Below are 20,811 nucleotides of genomic sequence, written 5' to 3'. Positions count from 1 at the left end.
TCATGGTCGCTCCCAGGCGTCGACGAACAGCGTCATGGCCAGCAGGTCGGCCGCCCCGCCGGGGCTGAGGCGGCGGGCGACGAACGCTTGGTGCAGGGTTTGCGCGTGCGAGAACCAGTCATCCCGCGCGATGCCCCCCGCGGCGAGGAAGCGGGCGGCTTCCGCCCGTGCGAAGCCGAACCCCTCCGGGCCGCCGCGATGCAGGAGGTTGGTGTCCTCGAGGGTCGCGATCAAGGCGAGGCAGGCCTCCACCCGCGCCGCCTCGGGCGATTCGGGGCGCCGGGTTCGGGCCCGGCGCAGGGCTGGCAGACCAGTGCCGTAGAGGGTCGGGAAACCGGCTGCGGCCTCGGCCGGCGCGCCCCCGACCCCGTGCCGCCGCCGCGCCCGCGCGCCCGGCGCGTGCAGCAACTCGGGCCCGTCCAGGATGGCGTCGGCGTAGCGTGCGCGAACATGGGCGCCGAGACTGCCGGCCGGGGCGCGAGGCCCCACGGCACCGGCCGCGGCGCTGAGGAGGCCGAGGCCGAAGATGGCACCCCGATGAGTGTTCACGCCGCCCGTGGCGGCTCGCATCGCCGCCTCCGCCGCCAGCCCGATGCGGCGAAGATGCGCCATCGCTGCGCCCGCAGCGCCGGCCGCGGCGAGTTCCACGAAGTAGGGCTCCAGGGCGGAGGCGCTCGCCCGGAAGGTGCCCGCATCCATGTCGGAATGGCTGCCGCTGTCCACGTGGCTGACGAGGCCGGGCTTGGGATAGGTGGCGAGTTCCAGACGCAGACATTGGGTGGCGAGGCGGGCAATACCGTCCGGGCGGCCGACGCTCGAAGCGAAGAACCGCATCTCCGACAGAGCCGCCGGCCTCAACGAGAGGGCGCGCATCGGCATGGCTTAGGCCGCCGGCGTCAGGACGGCGCCGCGAAGGGCCGAAACGGGCCGGAGCTCCAGCCGGCCCAGGCCCTTGGCGAGGATGGTGTCGCCGGGGCCGGCCGCCTGCAGCTCGCGCCAGTTCACCGCGAAGCCGTCGGCGAGGCCGATCTCGCCGTCGAGGCCCATCGGCGCTTGCGCCGCGAGGTCGGCGAGGCCGGCGAGGAAGGCCGGGCCGACGGGCCCGGGCCAGAGCAGGTCGAGGTCGGAGGAGGCGGAGAGGTAGGGCAAACCCGTCAGGGCCTGCCAAAGCAGGCTGCCGAACACCCGGGGCACGCGACCGTGGACGGCCCCGTGCGCCAGGAGCGCGTCGAGGGTGGGTTGCCAGGTGGCGGGCGCGGCCGCGCGTGCCTCGGCCAGGGTCAGGCCGGAGCGCGGGCGCACCGCCGCGGGCGGGAGCGCGAAGCCGATGCGTCGCTTGCCGAGGGAGGGCGGCAGCGGCAGCCCGGCCGGAACCAGGGCGCCATCCTCGCCGGGCACGCGGCGACGCACGATCACCGGCCAGCCGCGCGCGGCCCAATCGGCGAGATGGGGAATCCCGTCGAGGTCCGGCCGCTGCGCCAGCAGCGGGCCCCAGGCGGCGGGCACCACCGTGAGGAGGTCGTGGCGCGCCAGATCACGCACCCGGCGCCTCGCGCATCACCCTGTCCTGCGCCCCGCGCACCACCTGAGCCTCGCGCACCACCTGGGCGGCGATGTCGTGGGCGAGCGGGCGCCCGCCCCGTTCACGACCCAGCGCATCGCGGGTATCGACCGCCGGGCTGTCCGCGATCAGCGCGGCAATCTGGGGACCGAGGGGCTTGCCGGGGTCGAGGGTCGCCTGCACGGCGCCCGTCTGGACCATGTTGTCCAGTCCGGGCGCGAAGACCGAGGTCGAGCGGGCCATGTCCTGCAGCGTCTCCAGGGGCAGCTTGGTGACGCGGGCCACGGAGGGGAGGTCCATCACGCTCGGATGGGCGCCGGGCAGGGCCGCGAGTACGCGGGTGGCCAGGGCCGTGGCGATGAAGGCGCCGGCCGCGCTGTGACCGTAGAGCAGGCCGATGGTCGGGTGGCCCTGCGCGTCGGCCAGCAGCAGCGCCTTGGCGAGATGCGCGAGGTACTCGTTGAGGCCGAGGAGTTCGTCGCGCCGGCTCATGCGCTGACTGTCGGAATCGATGAGGACGAGGATGGGCCTGCCGCCGCCCGCCCGCACCACGTCGAGAACGCACCCTGCCAGGAAGCAGGCGCCCTCGAGTCCGAGCGCGGTGTCGCCGTCGATGCCGATCACCGCGAGGCGGCCGTCGGTCAGCGGGCCCTCGCCGGAAATCAGGCCGTCCGCCACCGTGACGGCGTGCCCCGCCGGGAAGAGCGAGGCGAGAAGGGTGTCGAGGGGCATCTTATCGCGCATGGTGCGAGCCCTCCGGCAGGCTGTCGAGCAGGGCGTCGAAACCCTCGGTGGTCAGGCTCGGGACGGCGGCGGGGTCGTTGATGCCGAGGCGACCCCAGATCTCGGTGGCGTCCCGGGTGTCGCCGAAGCGTTCGAGGCGAGCTTCCAAGCGGGCCTGCTCGGCCTCCAGGGTGGCGAGGTCGAAGGATGGGGCTTCCGGAATCGCCGCCAGGGCGGCCTCGCGGAAGGCCCCGATCGTGTCGGCCACGAAGGCATCCGCCGCGCCGAGGAGGCGCCGGTGCTTGCCGCCCATGGTGCGCCAGACGAGGGCCCGGTCACGGGAATCGAACTCCTCGGCGCCCTTGTTGGTCTCGATCACCTCGGGACCGGAGACGCTGAGGCGTCCCCCCTCGGAGATGACGAGGTGCGCGCAGGTGCCGGCGATGAGGCCGCCGCCGCCGTAGCAGCCGGCCCGGCCCCCGATGAGACCGACGACCGGGATGCCGGCGGCGCGGACTTGGGTGATCGCCCGCATGATCTCCGCAATGGCGGTCTCGCCCGCATTGGCCTCCTGCAGGCGCACGCCTCCGGTGTCGAACAGGATCAGCACGGCGGCGGGCTTCACGGCGAGGGCGGCCCGCAGCAGGCCGACGAGCTTGGCGCCGTGGATCTCACCGAAGGCCCCGCCCATGAAGCGGCCTTCCTGGGCGGCGACCAGCACGTCCCGGCCGTCGAGGCGCCCGCGTCCGACGATCATGCCGTCGTCGAACGCGCGGGGCAGGGCGAAGAGCGGCAGGTGCGGGCTCATCTGCCGCTGCTCGGGGCCGATGAATTCCTGGAAGGTGTCCACGTCGAGGAGGCCGGCGAGGCGGGCGCGGGCGCTCGCCTCGTACCAGCTCTGGTCGCGGGGCTCGGCGGAGAGGGCGACCGGCTTCCAGTCCATCACGGCAGCTCCATCAGGCGGGCGCCCTGGGCGAGGCGCAGGGACACGGTGTCGGGGCGGGCGCCCCCGTCGTTGATGGTGATGGTCAGCCCGCCGGGCTGCCGCCGGGCCACGAAGTCCGCCACCACCGCGGCCCAGACCTCGGCGTAGCCCTTGATGGCGGTGTCGATCTCCACGTGGCAGGCGTCGGGCGCCAGGTTGCGCTCCAGCAGCACTTCGAGGTTGCCGGAGGCGACGACCCCGGTGATCGCGCTGGCCCGCGTGCCGGGGAGCGCCGTCCGGGTGGTGTGGCGGAAGCTCAGCTTCTCCATGACGCGAAATTCCTCACCAGTTCCGGAACTTGGCCGGCGGCTCGTAGAGGCCGCCCGACCAGTGCACGAGGTCCTTGATCGAACGCGCGGCCAGCAGCGACCGGTCGGCGTCGAGGGGCTCGATGCCGAGATCCTCCGGCCTTCGGATGATGCCGCGGGCACGTAGGCGCTCCACTTCGGCATGGTCGCGCCCCCGGCCCACATCGGTGTAGCCGGCCACCCCGCGGATCGCCTGCTCCCGCTCGTCCAAGGTCCGGCACAGCAGCAGGTTGGCGATGCCCTCCTCGGTGACGATGTGGGTGACGTCGTCGGCGTAGACCATCACGGGGGCGAGTTCGAGGTTGAGCTTGCGCGCGAGCTCGAGGGCGTCGAGCCGCTCCACGAAGGCCGGCACCAGCTTGTCGCCGAAGGTCTCGACGAGTTGCACCACGAGCTTGCGCCCGCGCCGCAGGGCCGGGTCGCCCGTGCCGCCGGCCTCCTGCCCCGCCTTCATCCAGGTATCGGAGGGGTGGCGCCGCCCGTGCGGGTCCGAGCCCATGTTCGGCGCGCCGCCGAAGCCTGCGACGCGGTTCGTCGTCACGGTGGAGGAATGCCCCTGCAGGTCGATCTGCAGGGTCGAGCCGATGAACAGGTCGCAGGCATAGAGGCCCGCCGTCTGGCAGAAGGCGCGGTTCGAGCGCAGGGACCCGTCGGAACCCGTGAAGAACACGTCCGGCCGGGCGCGGATGTACTTGTCCATGCCGACCTCGGAGCCGAAGCAGTGGATCTGCTTCACCCACCCGGATTCGATGGCCGGGATCAGGCTCGGATGCGGGTTGAGCGCCCAATGGGTCGCAATCTGGCCCTTCAAGCCGAGGCGCTCGGCATAGGTCGGGAGCAGCAGTTCGATCGCCGCCGTGCCGAAGCCGATGCCGTGGTTGAGGCGGCGGATGCCATATTCGGCGTAGATGCCCTTGATCGCCATCATGGCCATCAGGATCTGCGTCTCGGTCACGGCGCCGGGGTCGCGGGTGAAGAGCGGCTCGACGTAGAACGGGGTGTCGGCCTCGACCACGAAGTCGACCCGGTCGCCGGGAATGTCGACGCGGGGCACCCGGTCGACGATCTCGTTCACCTGCGCCACCACCACGCCGTTCTTGAAGGCGGTCGCCTCCACCACGGTGGGCGTGTCCTCGGTGTTGGGCCCCGTATAGAGGTTACCGTCCCGGTCGGCCGAGACGCCGGCGATCAGGGCCACGTTCGGCGTCAGGTCGATGAAGTAGCGGGCGAAGAGCTCGAGGTAGGTGTGCACCGCCCCGAGCTCGATCTGGCCACCATAGAGCATCTTGGCGATGCGGCCGCCCTGGGGACCCGAATACGAGTAGTCGAGCCGCCGGGCGATGCCCTGCTCGAAGATGTCGAGGTGCTCAGGCAAGACGATCCCCGACTGCACCATGTGCAGGTCGTGGACCCGGGCCGGGTCGCAGCCGCTGAGACCCCGGGCGAGGCAGTCGGCCTGCTTCTGGTTGTCGCCTTCAAGGCAGACGCGGTCGCCGGGCTGGAGGATCGCCTCCAGGAGATCGACGACCCGGGCCGCCGGCACGACCTTCCCGTCGGCGTGCGGCCGCGCTCGTGCGAGGCGCGCGTCGCGGGCGGTGCGTTCCTGACGCCAATCCATCATCCGATCCGCTCCCTCGTCACGGCCGTGTATACCGCCCAGCTCGATCGGCACCCAATGGAATGCCAATTACCGTTTTCATGGGTAATCAGTATTCCAAATTGCGTTCATGTCAATCGCTTGTATACTGAGGACAATCAAAAACGAATCACGGAATACACAGGAGTGACGTCCCATGCGCCAGGCCGCCCGAATCTCATATCCGACAACGCGCGAGGCCGCCCGATGACCATCTTCGGCGTCGCACTGCTCGCGCTCTGCACCCTGATCGGGGTCTTCCTCGGGGACCTGCTGGGCGTCGCCCTCGGGGTGAAGGCCAATGTCGGCGGGGTCGGCCTCGCCATGATCCTGCTCATCGCCGCGCGGTCCTGGCTCCTCGCGCGCGGCAAGCTCGGACACGGGGTGAAGCTCGGGGTCGCGTTCTGGTCGACCATGTACATCCCCATCGTGGTGGCGATGGCCGCGCAGCAGAACGTGGTGGCGGCCGTGCGCGGCGGCCCCATCGTGCTCATCGCCGCCACGGTCTCGCTGCTGCTCTGCTTCGCCTGCGTCGCCCTGCTCGGCCGCTTCGGTCGGCCGGAGCCGGCGGAGGACGCCCAGATCCGCCACGGCGGCGCGGTGATCGGCGGCGACCTCGACGACGACGACGCGGCGCCCGTCGCGCCGCCCCACTCCGTCGGGAAGGCGTGATCCCATGCTGCACATGATCGAACACGTCTTCGTCGAGCAGAGCCTGGTGGCCGCCTTCGCGGTGGTCGGTGCCCTGATGCTGGTCTCGAATTTCGCCAGCCGCCGCCTCACCGCCGGCCGGGTTCACGGCTCGGCCATCGCCATCGTCCTCGGGCTGGGGCTCGCCTACGTCGCCGGCCTCTACACCGGCGGCAAGAAGGGCGTCGCCGACCTGCCGGTCTTCGCCGGGATCGGCCTGATGGGCGGGGCGATGCTGCGGGACTTCGCCATCGTGGCCACCGCCTTCGAGGTCGACGTGGTGGAAGCCCGCCGCGCCGGGCTCCTCGGCGTCCTGGCCCTGGCCCTCGGCACCGTGATCCCCTTCATCGTCGGCGCCCTGACGGCGGTGGCCTTCGGCTACACCGACGCCGTCAGCATCACGACGATCGGCGCGGGGGCCGTGACCTACATCGTCGGGCCGGTGACGGGGGCGGCGCTCGGCGCGGACTCGGCCGTGATGGCGCTCTCCATCGCCACCGGCGTCACCAAGGCCGTGATGGTCATGGTCGGCACGCCCCTGGTGGCCAAGCTCATCGGCCTCGACAATCCGCGCTCGGCCATGGCGTTCGGCGGCCTGATGGGCACGGTGAGCGGCGTCGCCGGGGGCCTGGCCGCCACCGACCCGAAGCTCGTGCCCTACGGCGCCCTGACGGCGACCTTCCACACCGGAATCGGCTGTCTCGTCGGTCCCTCGCTGTTCTACCTCACGGTTCGGGCCATCGTGGGATGACGGATGGGGTCTCGCACGTCCTGGGCAGGGAGCGAGCCGGGGGAGAGCGGATGATGGACGAGGGTGCGATGGACGAACCGGTGGCGGAGCGCGGGCTCCTGTCGGACCAGATCCGCAACGCGCTCACCGACGAGATCGCGGCCGGCCGCCTCGCCGCCGGCACCGCCCTCGACGAGCAGGACCTCGCCGACCGCTTCGGCGCCTCCCGCACGCCCGTCCGCGAGGCCCTGCGCCAGCTCGCCTTCAACGGATTGGTGGAGCTGCGCCCGCGCCGGGGGGTCGTGGTCACACGCATGACGCCCGAGCGGATCATGGACATGTTCGAGACCACCGCCGAGTTCGAGGCGATGTGCGTCCGGCTCGCCACCTACCGGATGACGCCCCTGGAGCGCAGCCACCTGATGGACCTGCATGCGCGCTCCGGCGACATGGTCGCGGCCGGGGACGTCGACGCCTACGACACCCTGAACCGCAGCTTCCACGAGGCCCTCTACGGCGCCACGCATAACGGCTTCCTCAAGGAGCAGGCGCTGGCCCTGCGCACCCGCCTCTCGGGCTTCCGCCGGACGCAGCTGCGCCACGGGGACCGCATCCAGGGCTCGCGCGCGGAGCACGGGGCCATCCTGGCGGCGATCGCCGAGGGCGACGGCGAGGCCGCCGCCCGGCGCATGCGCGCCCACATGCTCAATGCGGCCAGCGCCCTGCGCCATTACATCGACGCCCACTCCGATGTGTGATGCAACACACGCATAGGGGAGAGGGTATTTCCCGGAAGAAATGCGCCGAGCGCATGCATCGCGTGTTGCAGCGCACACCGTCCCGAACGCGGGCGTCGTATATCGAGATCGTACCAAGAAGAACGGCCCCCGGACATCCTGGACGTATTCCTCGAATGTTTGACGGAGACCGGACCTGTACATCTGGATACCACGACCATGAAGACTCGTCTTGCTTCCGCCGCCGCTGCCCTGGTCCTGACCCTCAGCGCTCCCGTCTCGTCCGCCCTCGCGCAGAGCTACAACGCCCCGGCCGGCATCCCCGTCACCGCCGCGCCCGGCAGCCGCGTCGTCGGTGCCTTCGATGACGTGACCACCGGTTCGATCACCCGCCGCGCGGACGATTCGGCCAAGGCCGGCAACGCCGAGCAGAACAACAAGCCCACCGCCAATTACGGCACCACCTCGGGCGGCCCGGCCTACTGAGACGGCCCTGGGGCCACGGCCGAGGGCCGGCGCGCAGAGCGCACCGGTCCGGGGCCGAGACCCACCCGAGCGGACAACGGCGGGGCGCGAGCCCCGCCGTTGTCCTGCGTCGCGAGCTTCGGCGCACGCGGTTCAGCGCGCGAGGTAATCGGTCAGGGTCATCCCGAACAGGATCGCGACCCAGAAGAACCCGACCCCCGCGAACAGGCGCACCAGGGGCGGCTCGTGGCGGACCTCCATCGAGACCAGGATGATGATCGCCGCCATGACGGCGACCACCGCGAGTTCGACGAGCCAGACCTGCTCGAACGGTCGCGTCGCCCCGAGCGCCACGTTCATGGCGAGCAGCGCCAGCAGCGCCAGGAAGGTGCGCACCGGCGTGCGCAGGCGGCGCCGAAGGAGCGCGCGGTCGGCGGGGCCGAGGCCATGGAGCAAGAGGGGATGTAGGGGATTGCGCAGCGCCGCCTCCTACCGGTTGACCACGTAGAGGACCGGAAAGGCGATGATCCAGATCAGGTCGATGAAGTGCCAGTACAGGCCGTAGACCTCGATCCAGTTCTGGTGCCGCTGCAGGAAGCCCGGACGCGACGCCTTCCAGGTGATGCCGAGCAGGATGGCGATGCCGGTGAACAGGTGCAGGGCGTGGAGTGCGGTCGCCACGTAGTAGAGGTTGACGAAGAGCCGCGTCGCCGGCTGCTCGGCCAGGGCGTAGGGCCGGCGGGCCAGGAAGGGCATCATGTGCTCCTCGTAGTCGGCGTAGTACTCGTAGCCCTTCAGCATCAGGAACAGCGCCCCGAGGCTCGCCGTGGCGAGCAGGCAGCCGACCATCATCCGCTGCCAGCCCAGCCGCGAGAGCTCGATGGCCGCCGACATGGTCAGGCTGGAGCAGAGCAGCACCACGGTGTTGGTGGCCCCGATCCAGAACTTGAGATGGCCGGCCGCCGCCTGCACCGCCTCCGGGTGGAGCAGGCGCAGGATCAGCGCGGTGAGGAACAGCCCGGCGAAGAGCAGCAGTTCCGTCAGCAGCCACGCCCACATGCCCAGCGTCGCGGCGTGGCGCTGCTGACCGACCGTGGCGAAGTGCTCGGCGCGCGTGACGCCGACGGGGTCGGCGGCGGGGTTCGCACCGGTGACATCGGCGCTCACGTGTGGTGGCTCCCGGTCTCGGGGGCCTGGATCGGGTAGTCGTACGGGACCTTCGGCACCTGCGGCACGCCCGCGAAGTTGTGGGGCGGGGGCGGGGAGGCGGTCTCCCATTCCAACCCCTTGGCGTCCCAGGGGTTCGCGCTCGCCCGGCGTCCGAACCAGAGGGAATAGACGAGATAGACCATCGGGAAGAGGTAGCCGGCCGCCAGGATCGTCGAGCCCGCGGAGGACAGCACGTTGAGGAGCTGGAATTCCGGCGGGTAGGTCGCGTAGCGCCGCGGCATCCCGAGGTAGCCGAGGATGAATTGCGGGAAGAAGGTGACGTTGAACCCGATGAAGATGAACAGCGCGGAGATCCGGCCCCAGGGCTCGCTGTACATCCGCCCGGTGATCTTCGGCCACCAGAAGTGCAGCCCGCCGAGGAAGGCCAGCACCGTGCCGCCGACCATGATGTAGTGGAAATGCGCCACCACGAAGTAGGTGGCGTGGATGTGCTGGTTGATGGCCAGCGTCGCGAGGTAGAGCCCCGTCAGCCCGCCGAGCACGAACAGGCCGATATACCCCATGGCGTACAGCATCGGGGTGTCGAGGCGTAGGCTGCCCTTATGGATCGTGGCGGTCCAGTTGTAGACCTTCACCGCCGAGGGCACCGCCACCGCGAAGGAGAGGGCCGAGAAGGCGAGGGAGGCCAGGTCGCTCTGCCCGTTGACGAACATGTGGTGGCCCCAGACGAAGAACGTCACGGAGGCCAGGCCGATGGCCGCGTAGGCGACGAAGCGGTAGCCGAAGAGCTTCTTCTGGGCGAAGGCCGGCACGATCTCGGAGATCACGCCCATGCCCGGCAGCACCATGATGTAGACGGCCGGGTGCGAGTAGAACCAGAACAGGTGCTGGAACAGCACCGGGTCGCCGCCATAGGCCGGGTCGAACACGCCCACGTGGAAGGCGCGCTCGGCGATGAGCAGGATCAGCGCCAGGGTGATGACGGGGGTCGCGAGCAGGAAGATCAGGCTCGTGGCGTAGTGCGTCCAGACGAAGATCGGCAGCCGGAACCAGGTCATGCCGGGCGCCCGCATCGTGTGGATGGTGACGACGAAGTTGAGCCCCGTCAGGATCGAGGAGAAGCCCACGATGGTGACGCCGATCAGGGCCGGCAGCACCCAGGTGTTCGAGAAGGCCGTGGAGAGCGGCGCGTAGAAGGTCCAGCCGGTATCGACGCCGCCCAGCACCACCGCCACCAGGGTGAACAGCGCCCCCGTCATGAAGATGTACCAGCTCGTCAGGTTGAGCTTCGGGAAGGCGAGATCCTTGGCCCCGATCATCAGCGGGATCAGGAAGTTGCCGAAGGTCGCCGGGATCGACGGGATGAGGAAGAACCACACCATCACCACCCCGTGGATGGTGAAGGCCTTGTTGTAGGTGTCGTTGGTCATGATCGCGCCGTCGGGGACGACCAGGGCGAGGCGCACGAAGCCGGCCGCCACCGCGCCGATGACGAAGAAGGCGGTGATGCTGGCGAGGTACAGGAGCGCGATGCGCTTGTGGTCGGTGGTGAGGAACCACGAGCGCAGGGTGGACTGGGCATGGAGGTAGTCGTCCGGCCGGTCGAGGGTCGGCAACGGCGTATGGGGATCGCGCGCGGCGGCGTCGCCGTGCAGGGTGCCGGCGCTGCTCATCGGGGGGCTCCTTCCGCGACGCGGTCGTAGGCTTTCAGGTATCCGACGAGGCGGTCGAGATCGTCGGCCGGGATCACCCCGCGAAAGCTCGGCATCACCTGCTTGTAGCCGCCCTTGCCGCTGCCCTTGCCGCCACCCTGGCCGCCACCCTCGCCTTCGCCGTCGCCGGCGAGCCGGTTCTCGTTGGGGTTGAGGATCTTGGCGCGGATGTAGTCCGCGTCCGCCGTGAGCGTGCGGCCGTCGGCGAGGTGGACCGGGCGGCCGTAGAGGCCGACGAGGCTGGGCGCCTTCACGCCCGCGACGGCGCCGTCGTGGCAGCCGGCGCAGCCGTAGGCTTCGTAGATCACCCGGCCCGCCGCCAGGTTCGATTGCTGCGCGCCCCCATGGGTCAGCCACTCCTGGTACTCGGCCTGGGTCATCAGCGTGAGGTTGCCGTCCATGACCGAGTGGTCGGTGCCGCAATATTCCGAGCAGTAGAGCCGGTAGGTTCCGGTGCGGTCGGCCTTGAACCAGATCTCCGTCGTCCGGTCGGGGAGGGCGGCGATCTGCAGGCGCAGGGCCGGCAGGTAGAGCGCGTGGATCACGTCCTGGCTGGTGATGCGGATCCGGACCGGCTGGTCGACGGGCAGGTGCAGGTCGTTGATCTCGGACTGGCCGGTGGGGTGCTGGAACTTCCACATCCACTGCCGGCCCACGGCCTCCACCACCATGGCGTCCGGCGGCGGATGCCGGGAGGCGATGAAGAGCTTCGCCCCCCAGCCGAAGAAGAACAGCGTCAGCACGTAGGGGATCAGCATCCAGCTGATCTCGATGAGGAAGCTGCGGCGCTCGTCGGTGCTGCGGTCGGCCTGCTCGCCCTGGCGGTAGCGCAGGGCGAAGTAGGTGATCGCGAGGAAGACCGGCACCGTGAGGAGCAGGGTCAGCACCGTGAAGCCGAGGATGATGTGGTCGGTCTCCACCGCCGTGGCGGAGGCCGCCGGCGGCCAGAGCGCGAGGGCGGACTGGGCCTTCATGGTGCCGTTCCCGTCCGGGGTTGAGGAGACTCCGCCGAGTCCCGGGCCGGTGCGGCGGGCTCCGGGTCGAACGGCCGGCCGGCCATGAGCGCCATGGCCCGGTCGACGGGAATGCGGGCCCGGGTGCGGTCCGCATCGAGATAGGCGTAGCCGGCGAGGCGGCCGGCCTCGTCGGCCTCCTTGGCGTCGATATCCCCGTAAGGGTCCGCCTGCAGGTTCGGCGGCGGCGGCCGGATCGCGGCGGTCTGCTGGGCCGTGAGGGGCGGCAGGGCGGCACGCTGGCGGCCGAGCACCAGGTGGTTGAGGGCGAGCACCGCCCCGATGGTGACGATCACCGCGCCGGCGAGCCCGAGCATCACCCAGGCGGTCTTGCCGGCCTCTGCGTCGCTGCGCTCGTAGTCCCAGTCGTCCCCGTGCGGATCCTGCGGCGCGGCCGCGGCGGACGGCGGCACCGCGCCCGTTCGGCGCAGGATCAGGCCGGCGAGGATCGCCGGGACGAGGGCGAGACTGGAGCGGCGCGGGGCCTCGGGCGGGCTCATGCGGCGACCTTTGCGTCCATCGGGGCGCGGCGCGCCCGGAGCGGCGCCAGCATCGGGGCGAGGCCGGCGGCGACGGCGGCGACGCCGAGCCCGGCCAGGACGTCCGGCCCCGTGACCACGAAGGCGCCGCGCGCGGCCGGCGTGACGAGCCAGGCCATCTCGCCGGCGTGGACCGCCAGGGTCAACGCCGCCACCGCCCGCGTCGTCCACGGGCCCGGACGCAGGGTGAGGGCGGCGGCGAGCAGGGCGGCGGTCCCGCCCGCGAGGCTCAAGCCCCGCCCGAGCAGGCCGCCGCGGGCGAGGTACCACGACACTTCGGCGGGCAGGTTGGCCGACCAGACCACGAGGAACTGCACGAAGTGCAGGAAGGCCCATGTCGCCGTCAGCAGGGCCAGAGGCAGCAGCCCGGCCTCGGGCCGGCGCGTGACCAGGAGGGCGGCGGCCAGGGCCGCGCCGCTCCAGGCCACCAGCATCAGGAGCCCGATCAGGCTGGAGCCGAGGCGCGGGTCGAGGGCGGTGATCAGGTCGAAGCTCACCAGCGTCGCCAGCACGGCGTGGAGTCCGAGCACGAGGGCGGCCGGCCCCCGTCCCGCCGCGGCCCGGCGGCCGAGCCAGAGCCAGAGAGCGAGGGCCGCCACGAGGCGGGCGGCGAGGAACGGCAACGTCGTCCAGATCGCCGCCAGCGGGGTCGCGGCGGGGGTTCCCGTCGCGAAGGGATAGAGGACCGGCACCACCGCGATCAGGGGCAGGGCCAGCAGGGCCGCCACGGGCATCAGGCGCAGGCCGCCGACCAGGGCGGGGCGCAGGATCGCGAACCGCTCCGGCGCCAGGGCGTCGAGCCCGGCGACCAGGGGGAGGGCGCCGAGGGGCAGGGCCAGGAGCGTGAGCCAGGCCGCCAGGTAGCCGGCCTGCCAGTCGCCGAGGAGGACCGCGAGGGCGAGGGCGGCCAGACCGGCAGCGAGGCGGAGCAGGGGGCGGGCGGCGGTCATCGGGCCGCCCGCATCGCGCTGTCCCGCAGCCTGGCCTGGTCCTCCGCCGGCAGGCTCGCCACGTCGGCGCCCTGGCTCAGCTGCAGGACGCGGAGATAGGCGACGATGGCCCAGCGGTCGGCCGGTGCCACCTGCGCCCCCATGGGAAACATCGCCCCGTGGCCTTCCGTGATCGCGGCGTAGAGCCGGTCGGACCGCGCCGACCTCAGGCGCTCGTCCGCGAAGGACGGCGCCGCCGGAAAGCCGCGCGCCACGATCATGCCCCGGCCGTCGCCGCTGCGGCCGTGGCAGGGCGTGCAGGCGATGCCGTAGCGCTCCCGGCCCCGGTCCAGCAGGGCCGCGTCGATGACGGCGGGGCGCGGCACGAAGCGCGCCGGGTCGGTGCGGGGTACGGTGCCGGCCACGGGCGCGCGCATGGTCATGCCCTGGGGGAAGAAGCGGTTGGCGTCCCAGCTCTTGGCCTTGGCCTGGTCGTGCATGTTCGCCTCGCCGCAGCCGGCGAGCGCCAGGAGCAGCCCCAGGCCGGGCAGCAGGCCGGGGAGGCGGTGGAACCGGCGCCTCATCGCGGCACCCGCGCGATCGCGAGCGGCCGCCCGGCGCCCTCGGGCAGGGCGGCGAGCTGGCGCACGATGCGGTCGGCATCGAAATCCGGGCCGCGCGCTTCGGCGGCCAGGAAGTAGCGGTCCTGGGTGACCCGCCCGAAGCCCGGGATGTTGAAGGCCGGATGGTTGAGGCGCGGCAGGCGGTTCACGAACAGGAGCACCGCGTGCACGGCGAGCGTCCCGCTCATCATCGCGAAGGAGATGCTCGGCACCACGAAGGAGGGCCAGGAGAAGCGCGGGCGTCCGCCCACGTCGAAGACGTAGCCGTACGCGGTGGCGTAGACGCACATCCCGTAGAAGGCGGCCCCGCCGGCGAGGGCCGCGCCGAGGGCGTAGGGCAGGACCGAGCGGTTGTGGCGGCCGAGGGCCTTCAGGGCATCGGCCATCGGCACCGGGCCGAAGGCGTCGAGGCGGACGTTCCCGCCGCGGCTGGGATGGCGCCGGGCGAGCGCCCGCATCGCGGCGGCGAGCTGGTCCTGCGTCGCGAATTCCGCGCTGACCGCCCAGATCGGCGTGCCGGCATCGGGCGCGGGGGCGTCCGACCTGGCCTGTGCCTGAGCCGGGCCGTCGCCCGGGTCCGCCTGACGGCGCAGGTCGCTGAGCGAGGCCACCGGCAGGGCGCGCAGGAACAGGAGCAGCAGGACGAGGAACATCCCCACGGACCCGGCGAAGGTGGCGAGGCCCCAGAGCCCGACCCGGTAGTCGAGGGCGGAGGAGGGCAGGAAGTCGTGCGACAGCGTCACCACCAGCACCATGACGTGGTCGGCATAGGCGCCCACCGCCACGAGGCCGCCGACGAGGGCCAGGGCCAGGGGCGAGCGCCGGAACCGCGCCCACCAGAACAGCTGGACCGGCAGCAGGGCGCAGGTCAGCACCGTCCAGGCCGCCCAGGCGTGGGGGCCGGTGAACCGGCGCACCAGGGTGGCGCGCGCGTAGGCGTCGCCGTGCAGGAAGCCCGAGAGGAGCTCGGCCGCGTAGCCGTAGAGGCTGGCGAGCCCGAGGCCGAGCAGGAGCCGGGCCAGGATCTCGGCATGGCGCAGGGTGACGACGGCCTCGAGGCGGTAGACCGTGCGGACCAGCATCGCCAGGGCGGCGATGACGGCGACCCCGGAGAAGACGGCGTTCACCAGGAAGGTGACGGGCAGGATGGTGTCGTGCCAGCCCGGCAGCACGGAGCCCGCCAGCATCACCGAGGCTCCGGTCTGGAGCGAGACCACGAGCAGGATGCCGAGCAGGGCGATGATGCGATAGGCCTGCGCCCAGAGCTGCCAGTGGGAGGCGGAGCCGCGCCAGCCGGCGGCGGCGATCCCGTAGGCCTGCACCCGCAGCATCGGCCAGCGCCGCGGCCGTCCGGCGCGCTCGGACGTCGCCTGCGCCTCCGCGAAGGCCCGGTCGCGCAGGGTCGCGAGGTCCGGCAGGAGCCCGACGTACCAGAGGCTCACCGTGACCACGAGGAAGCTGACGATGTCGATGGCGTCCCAGACCAGGGGCGAGCGGAATTGCGGCCACAGGCCGAGGGTGTTGGGGTAGGGCAGGTTCCAGTAGAAGAACCACGGCCGCCCGAGATGGATGATCGGGTAGAGCCCGGCCGCGATCGTGCACAGCAGGGCATTGGCCTCGGCCAGGCGGCTGATCGCCCCGCGCCCGAACGCGGCCTCCCGTGACGTTCCCGTCAGGCGCAGGGTACCGGCCAGGGCGAGGCTGCCGCAGGCGATGCCGATCCACCAGTCGTAGGAGGCGATGTCGAGGGCCCAGACGACGGCGTTGTTGTTGTTCCAGATGCCGACGCCGGTGAAGAGCAGGTAGAGGATCACCCCGAAGAACAGGGCCAAGAGCCCGGAGGCCGCCGCGAAGGCGATCCACCAGCGCCGGCCGAGGGGGTCGTGCAGGGCCGCATCGGAGACGGCGCGTCCGATCCCGCCGGGGCGGGTCGGGGTGTCGGGGGTGAGCACGGCTCCGGCCATGACGCCTCAGCCCTCCCGGCCCGGCTCGGCGCCGGGCGCCAGGCTCGCGAGGTAGGTGGTGCGCGGCCGGGTGTTGAGCTCGCCGAGCAGCGCGTAGTTGCGCGGGTCCCGGCGCGCCGCCGCGACTTTGCTGCTGGAATCCGAGAGGTCGCCGAACACGATGGCGCGGGTCGGGCAGGCTCCCTGGCAGGCGGTCTCCACCGTCCCGTCCGGGATCGGCGCATGGGCGTCCTTGGCCGCGTCGATGCGCGCCCCGGCGATGCGCTGGAGGCAGTAGGTGCACTTCTCCATCACGCCGCGCGCCCGCACGGTGACGTCGGGGTTGCGCTGCTGCTGCGCCACGGGCGCCATGCCGCCGGTGTAGTCGAGGTAGTTGAAGCGCCGGACCTTGTAGGGGCAGTAGCTCTGGCAGGTGCGGGTGCCGATGCAGCGGTTGTAGACCTGCAGGTTCAGGCCCTCGCTGTCGTGCACCGTCGCCTCCACCGGGCATCCGAGCTCGCAGGGCGCCGCCTCGCAATGCATGCAGGGCACCGGCTGGAAATGCGTGTCGGGCGCGTCGAGGTCGCCGGCATAGTAGCGGTCCACCCGCAGCCAGTTCATCCAGCGCCCGCGCGCGACCTCCTCGCGTCCCACCACCGGGATGTTGTTCTCGGACTGGCAGGCCGTGAGGCAGGCATTGCAGCCGATGCAGGCATCGAGGTCGATGACCATGCCCCAGGCCCGGCCGGCGCGTGCGCCCGCGTCCGCGGACGCCGCGCCGCGCCCCGCCGAGGGCGGCGCGGCATAGAACGACGGCACCACCGCGCCCGGCGGGTCGCCGACGCTCGGAGCCCCCAGGGCCTGGACGCGCACGAAGTCGTGTCCCTGCATGGTGCCGAGATCCTGCGTCGTCACGGGCCTGGCGCGGCGGCCGGTCTTCGTCAGGGTGACGTCGGGCAGGCGATAGGGCGTGGCGGCGGGGCGCAGGGCCTGGGCGTCGTAGCCGAGCCCCTGCGCGAGGTGGTCCGGCACCCGGCGGCCGTAGCCGAGGGTGAGGGTCACGGTGTGCGCGGCCTGGCCCGGCAGGATCCAGGCCGCGCCCTCGAGGCGTCGGCCGTTCGCCTCCACCGCCACGACGTCGCCGGTGACGAGGTGCAGGCGCTCGGCGAGGCGCGGGCTCACCGCGACGACGTTCTCCCAGACCACCTTGGTCAGGGGCTTGGGCAGTTCCTGCAGCCAGCCGAGATCGGCCGAGGCCCCGTCCCAGACGCAGGGGTCGGGCCGGAAGACCGCCTCGATGCGGTCCGCGGCGGCCCGATCCTCCGCGGCGGAGGCCGGCACGGGGTCCGCGACCCGCCCGGTCAGCGCCACGCTCTCCATGGGCAGGGCGGTGTCCGGCAGGAAGCCGAGGCGCAGGGCTTCGGCGAACCGGGCCTCGAAGGCGGCGGCGTCCTCGCCGGGACGGCGCCACTGGCGCTTCAGCAATCCGAGCCCCCGCTCGGGTCCTTCCCGTGCGGGGGTCTCCGGCTCGGGACTTTCGGAGCCGAACAGGGTCAGGATCTCGTGGGCCGAGCGTCCGCCATAGAGCGGGGCGACGGTCGGCTGGATCAGCCCCACGGTGCCGTCGAGGGAGCGGGCATCGCCCCAGCTCTCCAGCGGGTGCGCGAGCGGCAGGTGCCAGTCGGCATGGGCGGCGGTCTCGTCGAAATACGTCCCCGCATGGATCTTGAACGGTACCCGGGCCAGGTGCTCGGCGAAGGCGAGCTCGCCCGAGCCCTCGTAAACCGGGTTGACCCCGAGCATCAGCAGGGTGCCGACGCGCCCTCCGGCCATCGCCTCGATCAGGGCGGACACGTCCTCGGCCCCGCTCACCGGAACGGGCGCGGTGTGCACCACCGTGGTGCCGGTGTTGCCCAGGGCGCCGTTGATGCGGTGAACCAGGGCGTGCACCGCAGCCGGCTGGCCGATGCCGGCGGTGACGAGACCCCGGCCCCGCGCGGCCAGCAGCGCCGCGCCGGCCCGCCGGAGCCACGCCGCCCTCGGCCCGTCCGCGGTCTCGGCCACCGGCTGCGGGGGTGCGCCCTCGGCGATCCGCAGGAGATCCGCGGCCAGGCGCGCCAGGTCGTCCGAGCCGGCCGCCAGGGTGTGGTCGGCCTTGACGCTGGTCAGCCCCGGGGTCGGCGCCGCCGCGTGCAGGGTGAGGAGGCGGCCCTCGGCCTGCGCGGCCCGGCGCGCGTCGATCCAGCGGCGGGACAGCCCGACCTGGCCCGGCCCGACGTCGAGGAAGTCGCCGTCGAGGCTGACCAGGGTGCGGGCGGCCTCGAACCGGAACTGGGTTTCCAGGGGCCGGCCATAGGCCTGCCGCGCGCCGTCATAGAGCCCGTCCCGCGGCACCGTCTGCGAGACGTGCCAGCGCAGGCCCGGATAGGCCGACCGCAGCCGATCGATCTCGGCGGCCAGCGCGGGCGACGTGACCGGCCCGGTGAGGAGATGGAAGCCCGCACCGCCCGTCTCGCGCAGGACCGCGAGGCGCGCCAGCAGGGCGCCGCGGAAGGCCGACCAGGCGGCGGGCCGCCCGAGATGCTGCACCGCCTGGCTGCGGAAGGGGTCGTAGAGCCCAAGCACCGAGGCCTGGCCCAGGACGTCGGTACCGCCCCGGCTCCAGGGATGGTCCGGGTTGCCCTCGACCTTCAGGGGACGGCCGTTGCGCGTGGTGACCTGGATGCCGTTCGCGAAGCCGTCGAACAGGGCCGAGGTGGCGTAGGCCAGGGGAGCACCGGCGACGATCCGCTCGGGCTGCACCACGTAGGGCACCTCGCGCCCTCGCCCGTCGAAGGCATCGCAGGCCGAGAGCCCGGCAAGGGCGAAGGAGGCCGCCATCAGCTTGAGGAAGCCGCGCCGCTCCGGCCCCTGCGCCAGGGGCACGGCCCCGGGGAATTCGGTTCGCAGATAGGCCTGGAACGCCTCCGTCCCGGCCAGCGCATCGAGGCTGCGCCAGAAGGCGGGGCCGTCGCCGGAGGCGAGGCGCTGGCGCAGCTGCGGGAGATCGAGGTCCTGAGCCATCAGCGGTGACAGATCCCGCATTCGAGGAGCCGGTCGCCCCCGTGGATGTGGTTCTTCGCCACGAGCTGCGGCCCGAGGGTCGCCTGGTTGGCCGGCGGGCTCCAGTTCATGTTCCAGACCTGGTCCGGCGTGCGCACCCAGCGTTCGGGCGCCTGGTGGCAGTCGAGGCAGAACTGCATCTCGAAGGCGTTGGCCCGGTAGGTCATCTGCATGGTGGTGACGTCCCCGTGGCAGGTGGAGCAGCCGATCCCCTTCGTCACGTGAACGGAGTGATTGTAGTAGACGTATTGCGGCAGCTTGTTCAGGCGAACCCAGCGCAGGGGCTCGCCGCTGGCGTAGCTGTCGCGCACGGGCTTCAACATGTCGGAGCCGGTCCAGATCTGCGAATGGCAGGTCATGCAGGTCTGGGTCGGCGGCAGCCCGGCCGTCGCCTGCGTCTCCACCGTGGTGTGGCAGTAGCGGCAATCGATGCCGAGTTCGCCCGAATGGTGCTTGTGGCTGAAGGGGACCGGCTGGGCCGGGGCGATCCCCACGCCGGTGACGTAGTCCGAGCGCGCGATCCCGGCCACCAGCACGGCCCCGCCGGCGATCAGGGCGGCCCCGGAGAGGAGGGCCAGGCGCAGGAGCGCGTCGGCGCCGGGCGCGAAGAGTTGCGCCATCAGGCGCGGCGCCCGCCGGTACGCAGCATCAGGCCCGGGATGTCACGGGGTCGTCTCATCCGCACTCGCTTCTCCCGGTCCGTCTCGATAACCGCGATCTGACGGCTACGGTTCAGTCCGGCCTTTCATCCCGCGGGATGCGAATCCAGCCCGGGCCGGCGCCGCACCGGCCGAACGGAACACCCGCCGCGCCGGACAGCGTTGCCCCAGGAGCCGGATCGGCGCGACCCAAAACTTCGCGATCCAAGAGTTCGCGAGCCGGAATGTGCGCGAGCCGGGATGTTCGCGAGCCGCGTGATCCCGGCCCCGTGCGGCGCCATTGCGGGCTGCGCCCCGGCCCGGAATCGGGCATGAGAGGACCCATGCGACAGGGCAGCCGCAGGCGCGCGATCCGGATGAGGCAAAGCTGGCCGGCGGCCCTCCTGCTCGGCCTCGCGGGACTCGCAACGCTGCCCGGAGCCGGGTTGGCGCGTCTGGCCCAGAACGACCTCGCGCGCGTCGGCGTCACGCCGGCCTCCGACGCCCGGGTGCCGCTCGGGCTTGCCTTCACCGATGCGGAGAGCGGACCGACCACCCTGGGTACGGCCCTGGGGGAACGGGCGGCCCTGCTCCTGCCGGTCGACTACACCTGCGCCAATGTCTGCGACCCGATGCTGGCGATGACCGGTGCCGCCCTCGCGGCGACCGGCCTCGCCCCCGGCCGCGACGTCAGTTTCGTCCTGGTGGGTCTCGACCCACGGGACGACGTCGCGGCAGCCCGGCGGATGCTGCACGACGACGGAGGCGGACGTTCAAAGGCAGGCGTCTCGGAAGCCAGCATCTCGGAAGCCAGCGTCTCGGCGGTCCGGGCCCTCGTCGGCACGGCACCGGCCGTCGCCGCCCTCACGGCGGCGCTCGGCTACCGCTTCGTGGTCGACCGGGATACCGACAGCATCGCCCATCCGGCCGCCGCGATCCTGCTGACGCCCGAGGGGCGCGTCGCCCGCATCCTGTCGCCCCTGGCGCTGAACGGCCGCGACCTGCGCCTCGCGCTGATCGAGGCGGGGGAGGGGCGGGGCAGCACGCTGGCCGATCGGCTCACCCTGCTCTGCTACGGGTACGACGCCGTCCGGGGGATCTACACGCCCTTGATCGAACGAATCCTCAGCCTCGCCGCAGCCGCAACGGTGCTGGCGATCGCCTTGGGCGTGTTCCTGCTGCATCGACGCGGCCCGGGCGCGGCCGGATCCTAGAACGCCGAGAGGCCCGTCGCGTGTGTTGTGCGACGGGCCTCTTGGCGTTTGGGTTTGGTTGCGGGGACAGGATTTGAACCTGTGACCTTCAGG

The 20,811-nt window shown here is 72.1% G+C and carries 21 protein-coding genes; 5 read left to right on the top strand and 16 right to left on the bottom strand.

What is annotated here, in order from left to right:
* The 6 genes from mdcB to mdcA are packed head-to-tail and all read right to left on the bottom strand — an operon-like array spanning window position 1 to window position 5,198.
* Window positions 1-834, bottom strand: a complete 834-nt coding sequence (gene mdcB, locus ASF58_RS11080) for a triphosphoribosyl-dephospho-CoA synthase MdcB (protein ID WP_055951755.1) — start codon at window positions 832-834, stop codon at window positions 1-3.
* Window positions 835-882: 48 nt separating this feature from the next.
* Window positions 883-1,542, bottom strand: coding sequence for a malonate decarboxylase holo-[acyl-carrier-protein] synthase (gene mdcG, locus ASF58_RS11075; protein ID WP_055951656.1), 660 nt, complete (start codon window positions 1,540-1,542; stop codon window positions 883-885).
* Window positions 1,535-2,293 carry a biotin-independent malonate decarboxylase subunit gamma gene (gene mdcE / locus ASF58_RS11070; RefSeq protein WP_055951652.1) on the bottom strand — a complete coding sequence of 253 codons (759 nt, stop codon included), beginning with the start codon at window positions 2,291-2,293 and terminating at the stop codon, window positions 1,535-1,537. The genes mdcG and mdcE overlap by 8 nt, the downstream gene beginning before the upstream one ends.
* 1 nt (window position 2,294) lies before the next feature.
* Entirely contained in the window at window positions 2,295-3,227 is a 933-nt protein-coding gene (locus ASF58_RS11065; protein ID WP_055951649.1) for a biotin-independent malonate decarboxylase subunit beta, read from the bottom strand.
* Window positions 3,227-3,538: a malonate decarboxylase acyl carrier protein gene (mdcC, locus tag ASF58_RS11060; RefSeq protein ID WP_055951647.1), complete on the bottom strand. Its 312-nt coding sequence runs from the start codon at window positions 3,536-3,538 to the stop codon at window positions 3,227-3,229. Before mdcC ends, ASF58_RS11065 begins: the two co-directional genes overlap by 1 nt.
* A gap of 13 nt (window positions 3,539-3,551) precedes the next feature.
* On the bottom strand, window positions 3,552-5,198 hold the full coding sequence (mdcA, locus tag ASF58_RS11055) for a malonate decarboxylase subunit alpha (RefSeq protein WP_055951645.1): 1,647 nt from the start codon (window positions 5,196-5,198) through the stop codon (window positions 3,552-3,554).
* A gap of 222 nt (window positions 5,199-5,420) precedes the next feature.
* On the opposite strand from mdcA, the gene madL reads away from it, so the two are divergent.
* From madL to ASF58_RS11035, 4 genes are all read left to right on the top strand, one after another.
* The gene (gene madL / locus ASF58_RS11050; protein WP_055951642.1) at window positions 5,421-5,885 is read left to right on the top strand and encodes a malonate transporter subunit MadL; all 465 of its coding nucleotides are present in this window, start codon (window positions 5,421-5,423) and stop codon (window positions 5,883-5,885) included.
* Between the two features lie 4 nt (window positions 5,886-5,889).
* Window positions 5,890-6,654, top strand: a complete 765-nt coding sequence (gene madM / locus ASF58_RS11045) for a malonate transporter subunit MadM (protein WP_055951637.1) — start codon at window positions 5,890-5,892, stop codon at window positions 6,652-6,654.
* Window positions 6,655-6,704: 50 nt separating this feature from the next.
* Window positions 6,705-7,391, top strand: coding sequence for a GntR family transcriptional regulator (locus ASF58_RS11040; RefSeq protein ID WP_103711842.1), 687 nt, complete (start codon window positions 6,705-6,707; stop codon window positions 7,389-7,391).
* A 198-nt stretch (window positions 7,392-7,589) separates the two neighbouring features.
* Complete coding sequence (locus ASF58_RS11035; protein WP_055951634.1) at window positions 7,590-7,856, top strand: hypothetical protein; 267 nt, start codon at window positions 7,590-7,592, stop codon at window positions 7,854-7,856.
* Between the two features lie 132 nt (window positions 7,857-7,988).
* Here ASF58_RS11035 and ASF58_RS11030 read toward each other — a convergent pair whose 3' ends face one another.
* From ASF58_RS11030 to ASF58_RS10985, 10 genes are read right to left on the bottom strand one after another with little or no spacing between them, the layout of a single operon-like run.
* The gene (locus ASF58_RS11030; protein ID WP_055951631.1) at window positions 7,989-8,291 is read right to left on the bottom strand and encodes an oxidase; all 303 of its coding nucleotides are present in this window, start codon (window positions 8,289-8,291) and stop codon (window positions 7,989-7,991) included.
* Window positions 8,292-8,324: 33 nt separating this feature from the next.
* Complete coding sequence (locus tag ASF58_RS11025) at window positions 8,325-9,002, bottom strand: cytochrome c oxidase subunit 3 (RefSeq protein WP_055951628.1); 678 nt, start codon at window positions 9,000-9,002, stop codon at window positions 8,325-8,327.
* Window positions 8,999-10,678 carry a cbb3-type cytochrome c oxidase subunit I gene (locus tag ASF58_RS11020; protein ID WP_055951626.1) on the bottom strand — a complete coding sequence of 560 codons (1,680 nt, stop codon included), beginning with the start codon at window positions 10,676-10,678 and terminating at the stop codon, window positions 8,999-9,001. The genes ASF58_RS11025 and ASF58_RS11020 overlap by 4 nt, the downstream gene beginning before the upstream one ends.
* On the bottom strand, window positions 10,675-11,691 hold the full coding sequence (coxB, locus tag ASF58_RS11015) for a cytochrome c oxidase subunit II (protein ID WP_055951624.1): 1,017 nt from the start codon (window positions 11,689-11,691) through the stop codon (window positions 10,675-10,677). Before coxB ends, ASF58_RS11020 begins: the two co-directional genes overlap by 4 nt.
* Window positions 11,688-12,230 (bottom strand): hypothetical protein, encoded by a 543-nt coding sequence (locus ASF58_RS11010; protein ID WP_055951621.1) that lies wholly within the window; start codon window positions 12,228-12,230, stop codon window positions 11,688-11,690. Before ASF58_RS11010 ends, coxB begins: the two co-directional genes overlap by 4 nt.
* Window positions 12,227-13,219, bottom strand: a complete 993-nt coding sequence (locus tag ASF58_RS11005) for a hypothetical protein (protein ID WP_055951618.1) — start codon at window positions 13,217-13,219, stop codon at window positions 12,227-12,229. Before ASF58_RS11005 ends, ASF58_RS11010 begins: the two co-directional genes overlap by 4 nt.
* Window positions 13,216-13,782 (bottom strand): cytochrome c, encoded by a 567-nt coding sequence (locus tag ASF58_RS11000; RefSeq protein ID WP_055951615.1) that lies wholly within the window; start codon window positions 13,780-13,782, stop codon window positions 13,216-13,218. Before ASF58_RS11000 ends, ASF58_RS11005 begins: the two co-directional genes overlap by 4 nt.
* Window positions 13,779-15,785, bottom strand: a complete 2,007-nt coding sequence (locus ASF58_RS10995) for a quinol:electron acceptor oxidoreductase subunit ActD (RefSeq protein ID WP_055951613.1) — start codon at window positions 15,783-15,785, stop codon at window positions 13,779-13,781. The genes ASF58_RS11000 and ASF58_RS10995 overlap by 4 nt, the downstream gene beginning before the upstream one ends.
* Before the next feature lie 6 nt (window positions 15,786-15,791).
* Window positions 15,792-18,827 carry a TAT-variant-translocated molybdopterin oxidoreductase gene (locus tag ASF58_RS10990; RefSeq protein ID WP_055951610.1) on the bottom strand — a complete coding sequence of 1,012 codons (3,036 nt, stop codon included), beginning with the start codon at window positions 18,825-18,827 and terminating at the stop codon, window positions 15,792-15,794.
* Window positions 18,827-19,486, bottom strand: a complete 660-nt coding sequence (locus ASF58_RS10985) for a cytochrome c3 family protein (RefSeq protein ID WP_055951607.1) — start codon at window positions 19,484-19,486, stop codon at window positions 18,827-18,829. Before ASF58_RS10985 ends, ASF58_RS10990 begins: the two co-directional genes overlap by 1 nt.
* Before the next feature lie 395 nt (window positions 19,487-19,881).
* Between ASF58_RS10985 and ASF58_RS10980 the strand changes: the two genes are divergently transcribed.
* Entirely contained in the window at window positions 19,882-20,718 is an 837-nt protein-coding gene (locus tag ASF58_RS10980; protein ID WP_244477282.1) for an electron transporter, read from the top strand.
* The last annotated feature ends 93 nt before the right edge of the window (window positions 20,719-20,811 follow it).

The sequence above is a fragment of the Methylobacterium sp. Leaf125 genome (assembly GCF_001423085.1).
GTDB lineage: Bacteria > Pseudomonadota > Alphaproteobacteria > Rhizobiales > Beijerinckiaceae > Methylobacterium.
This window is presented reverse-complemented; position numbering and strand designations above follow the sequence as displayed.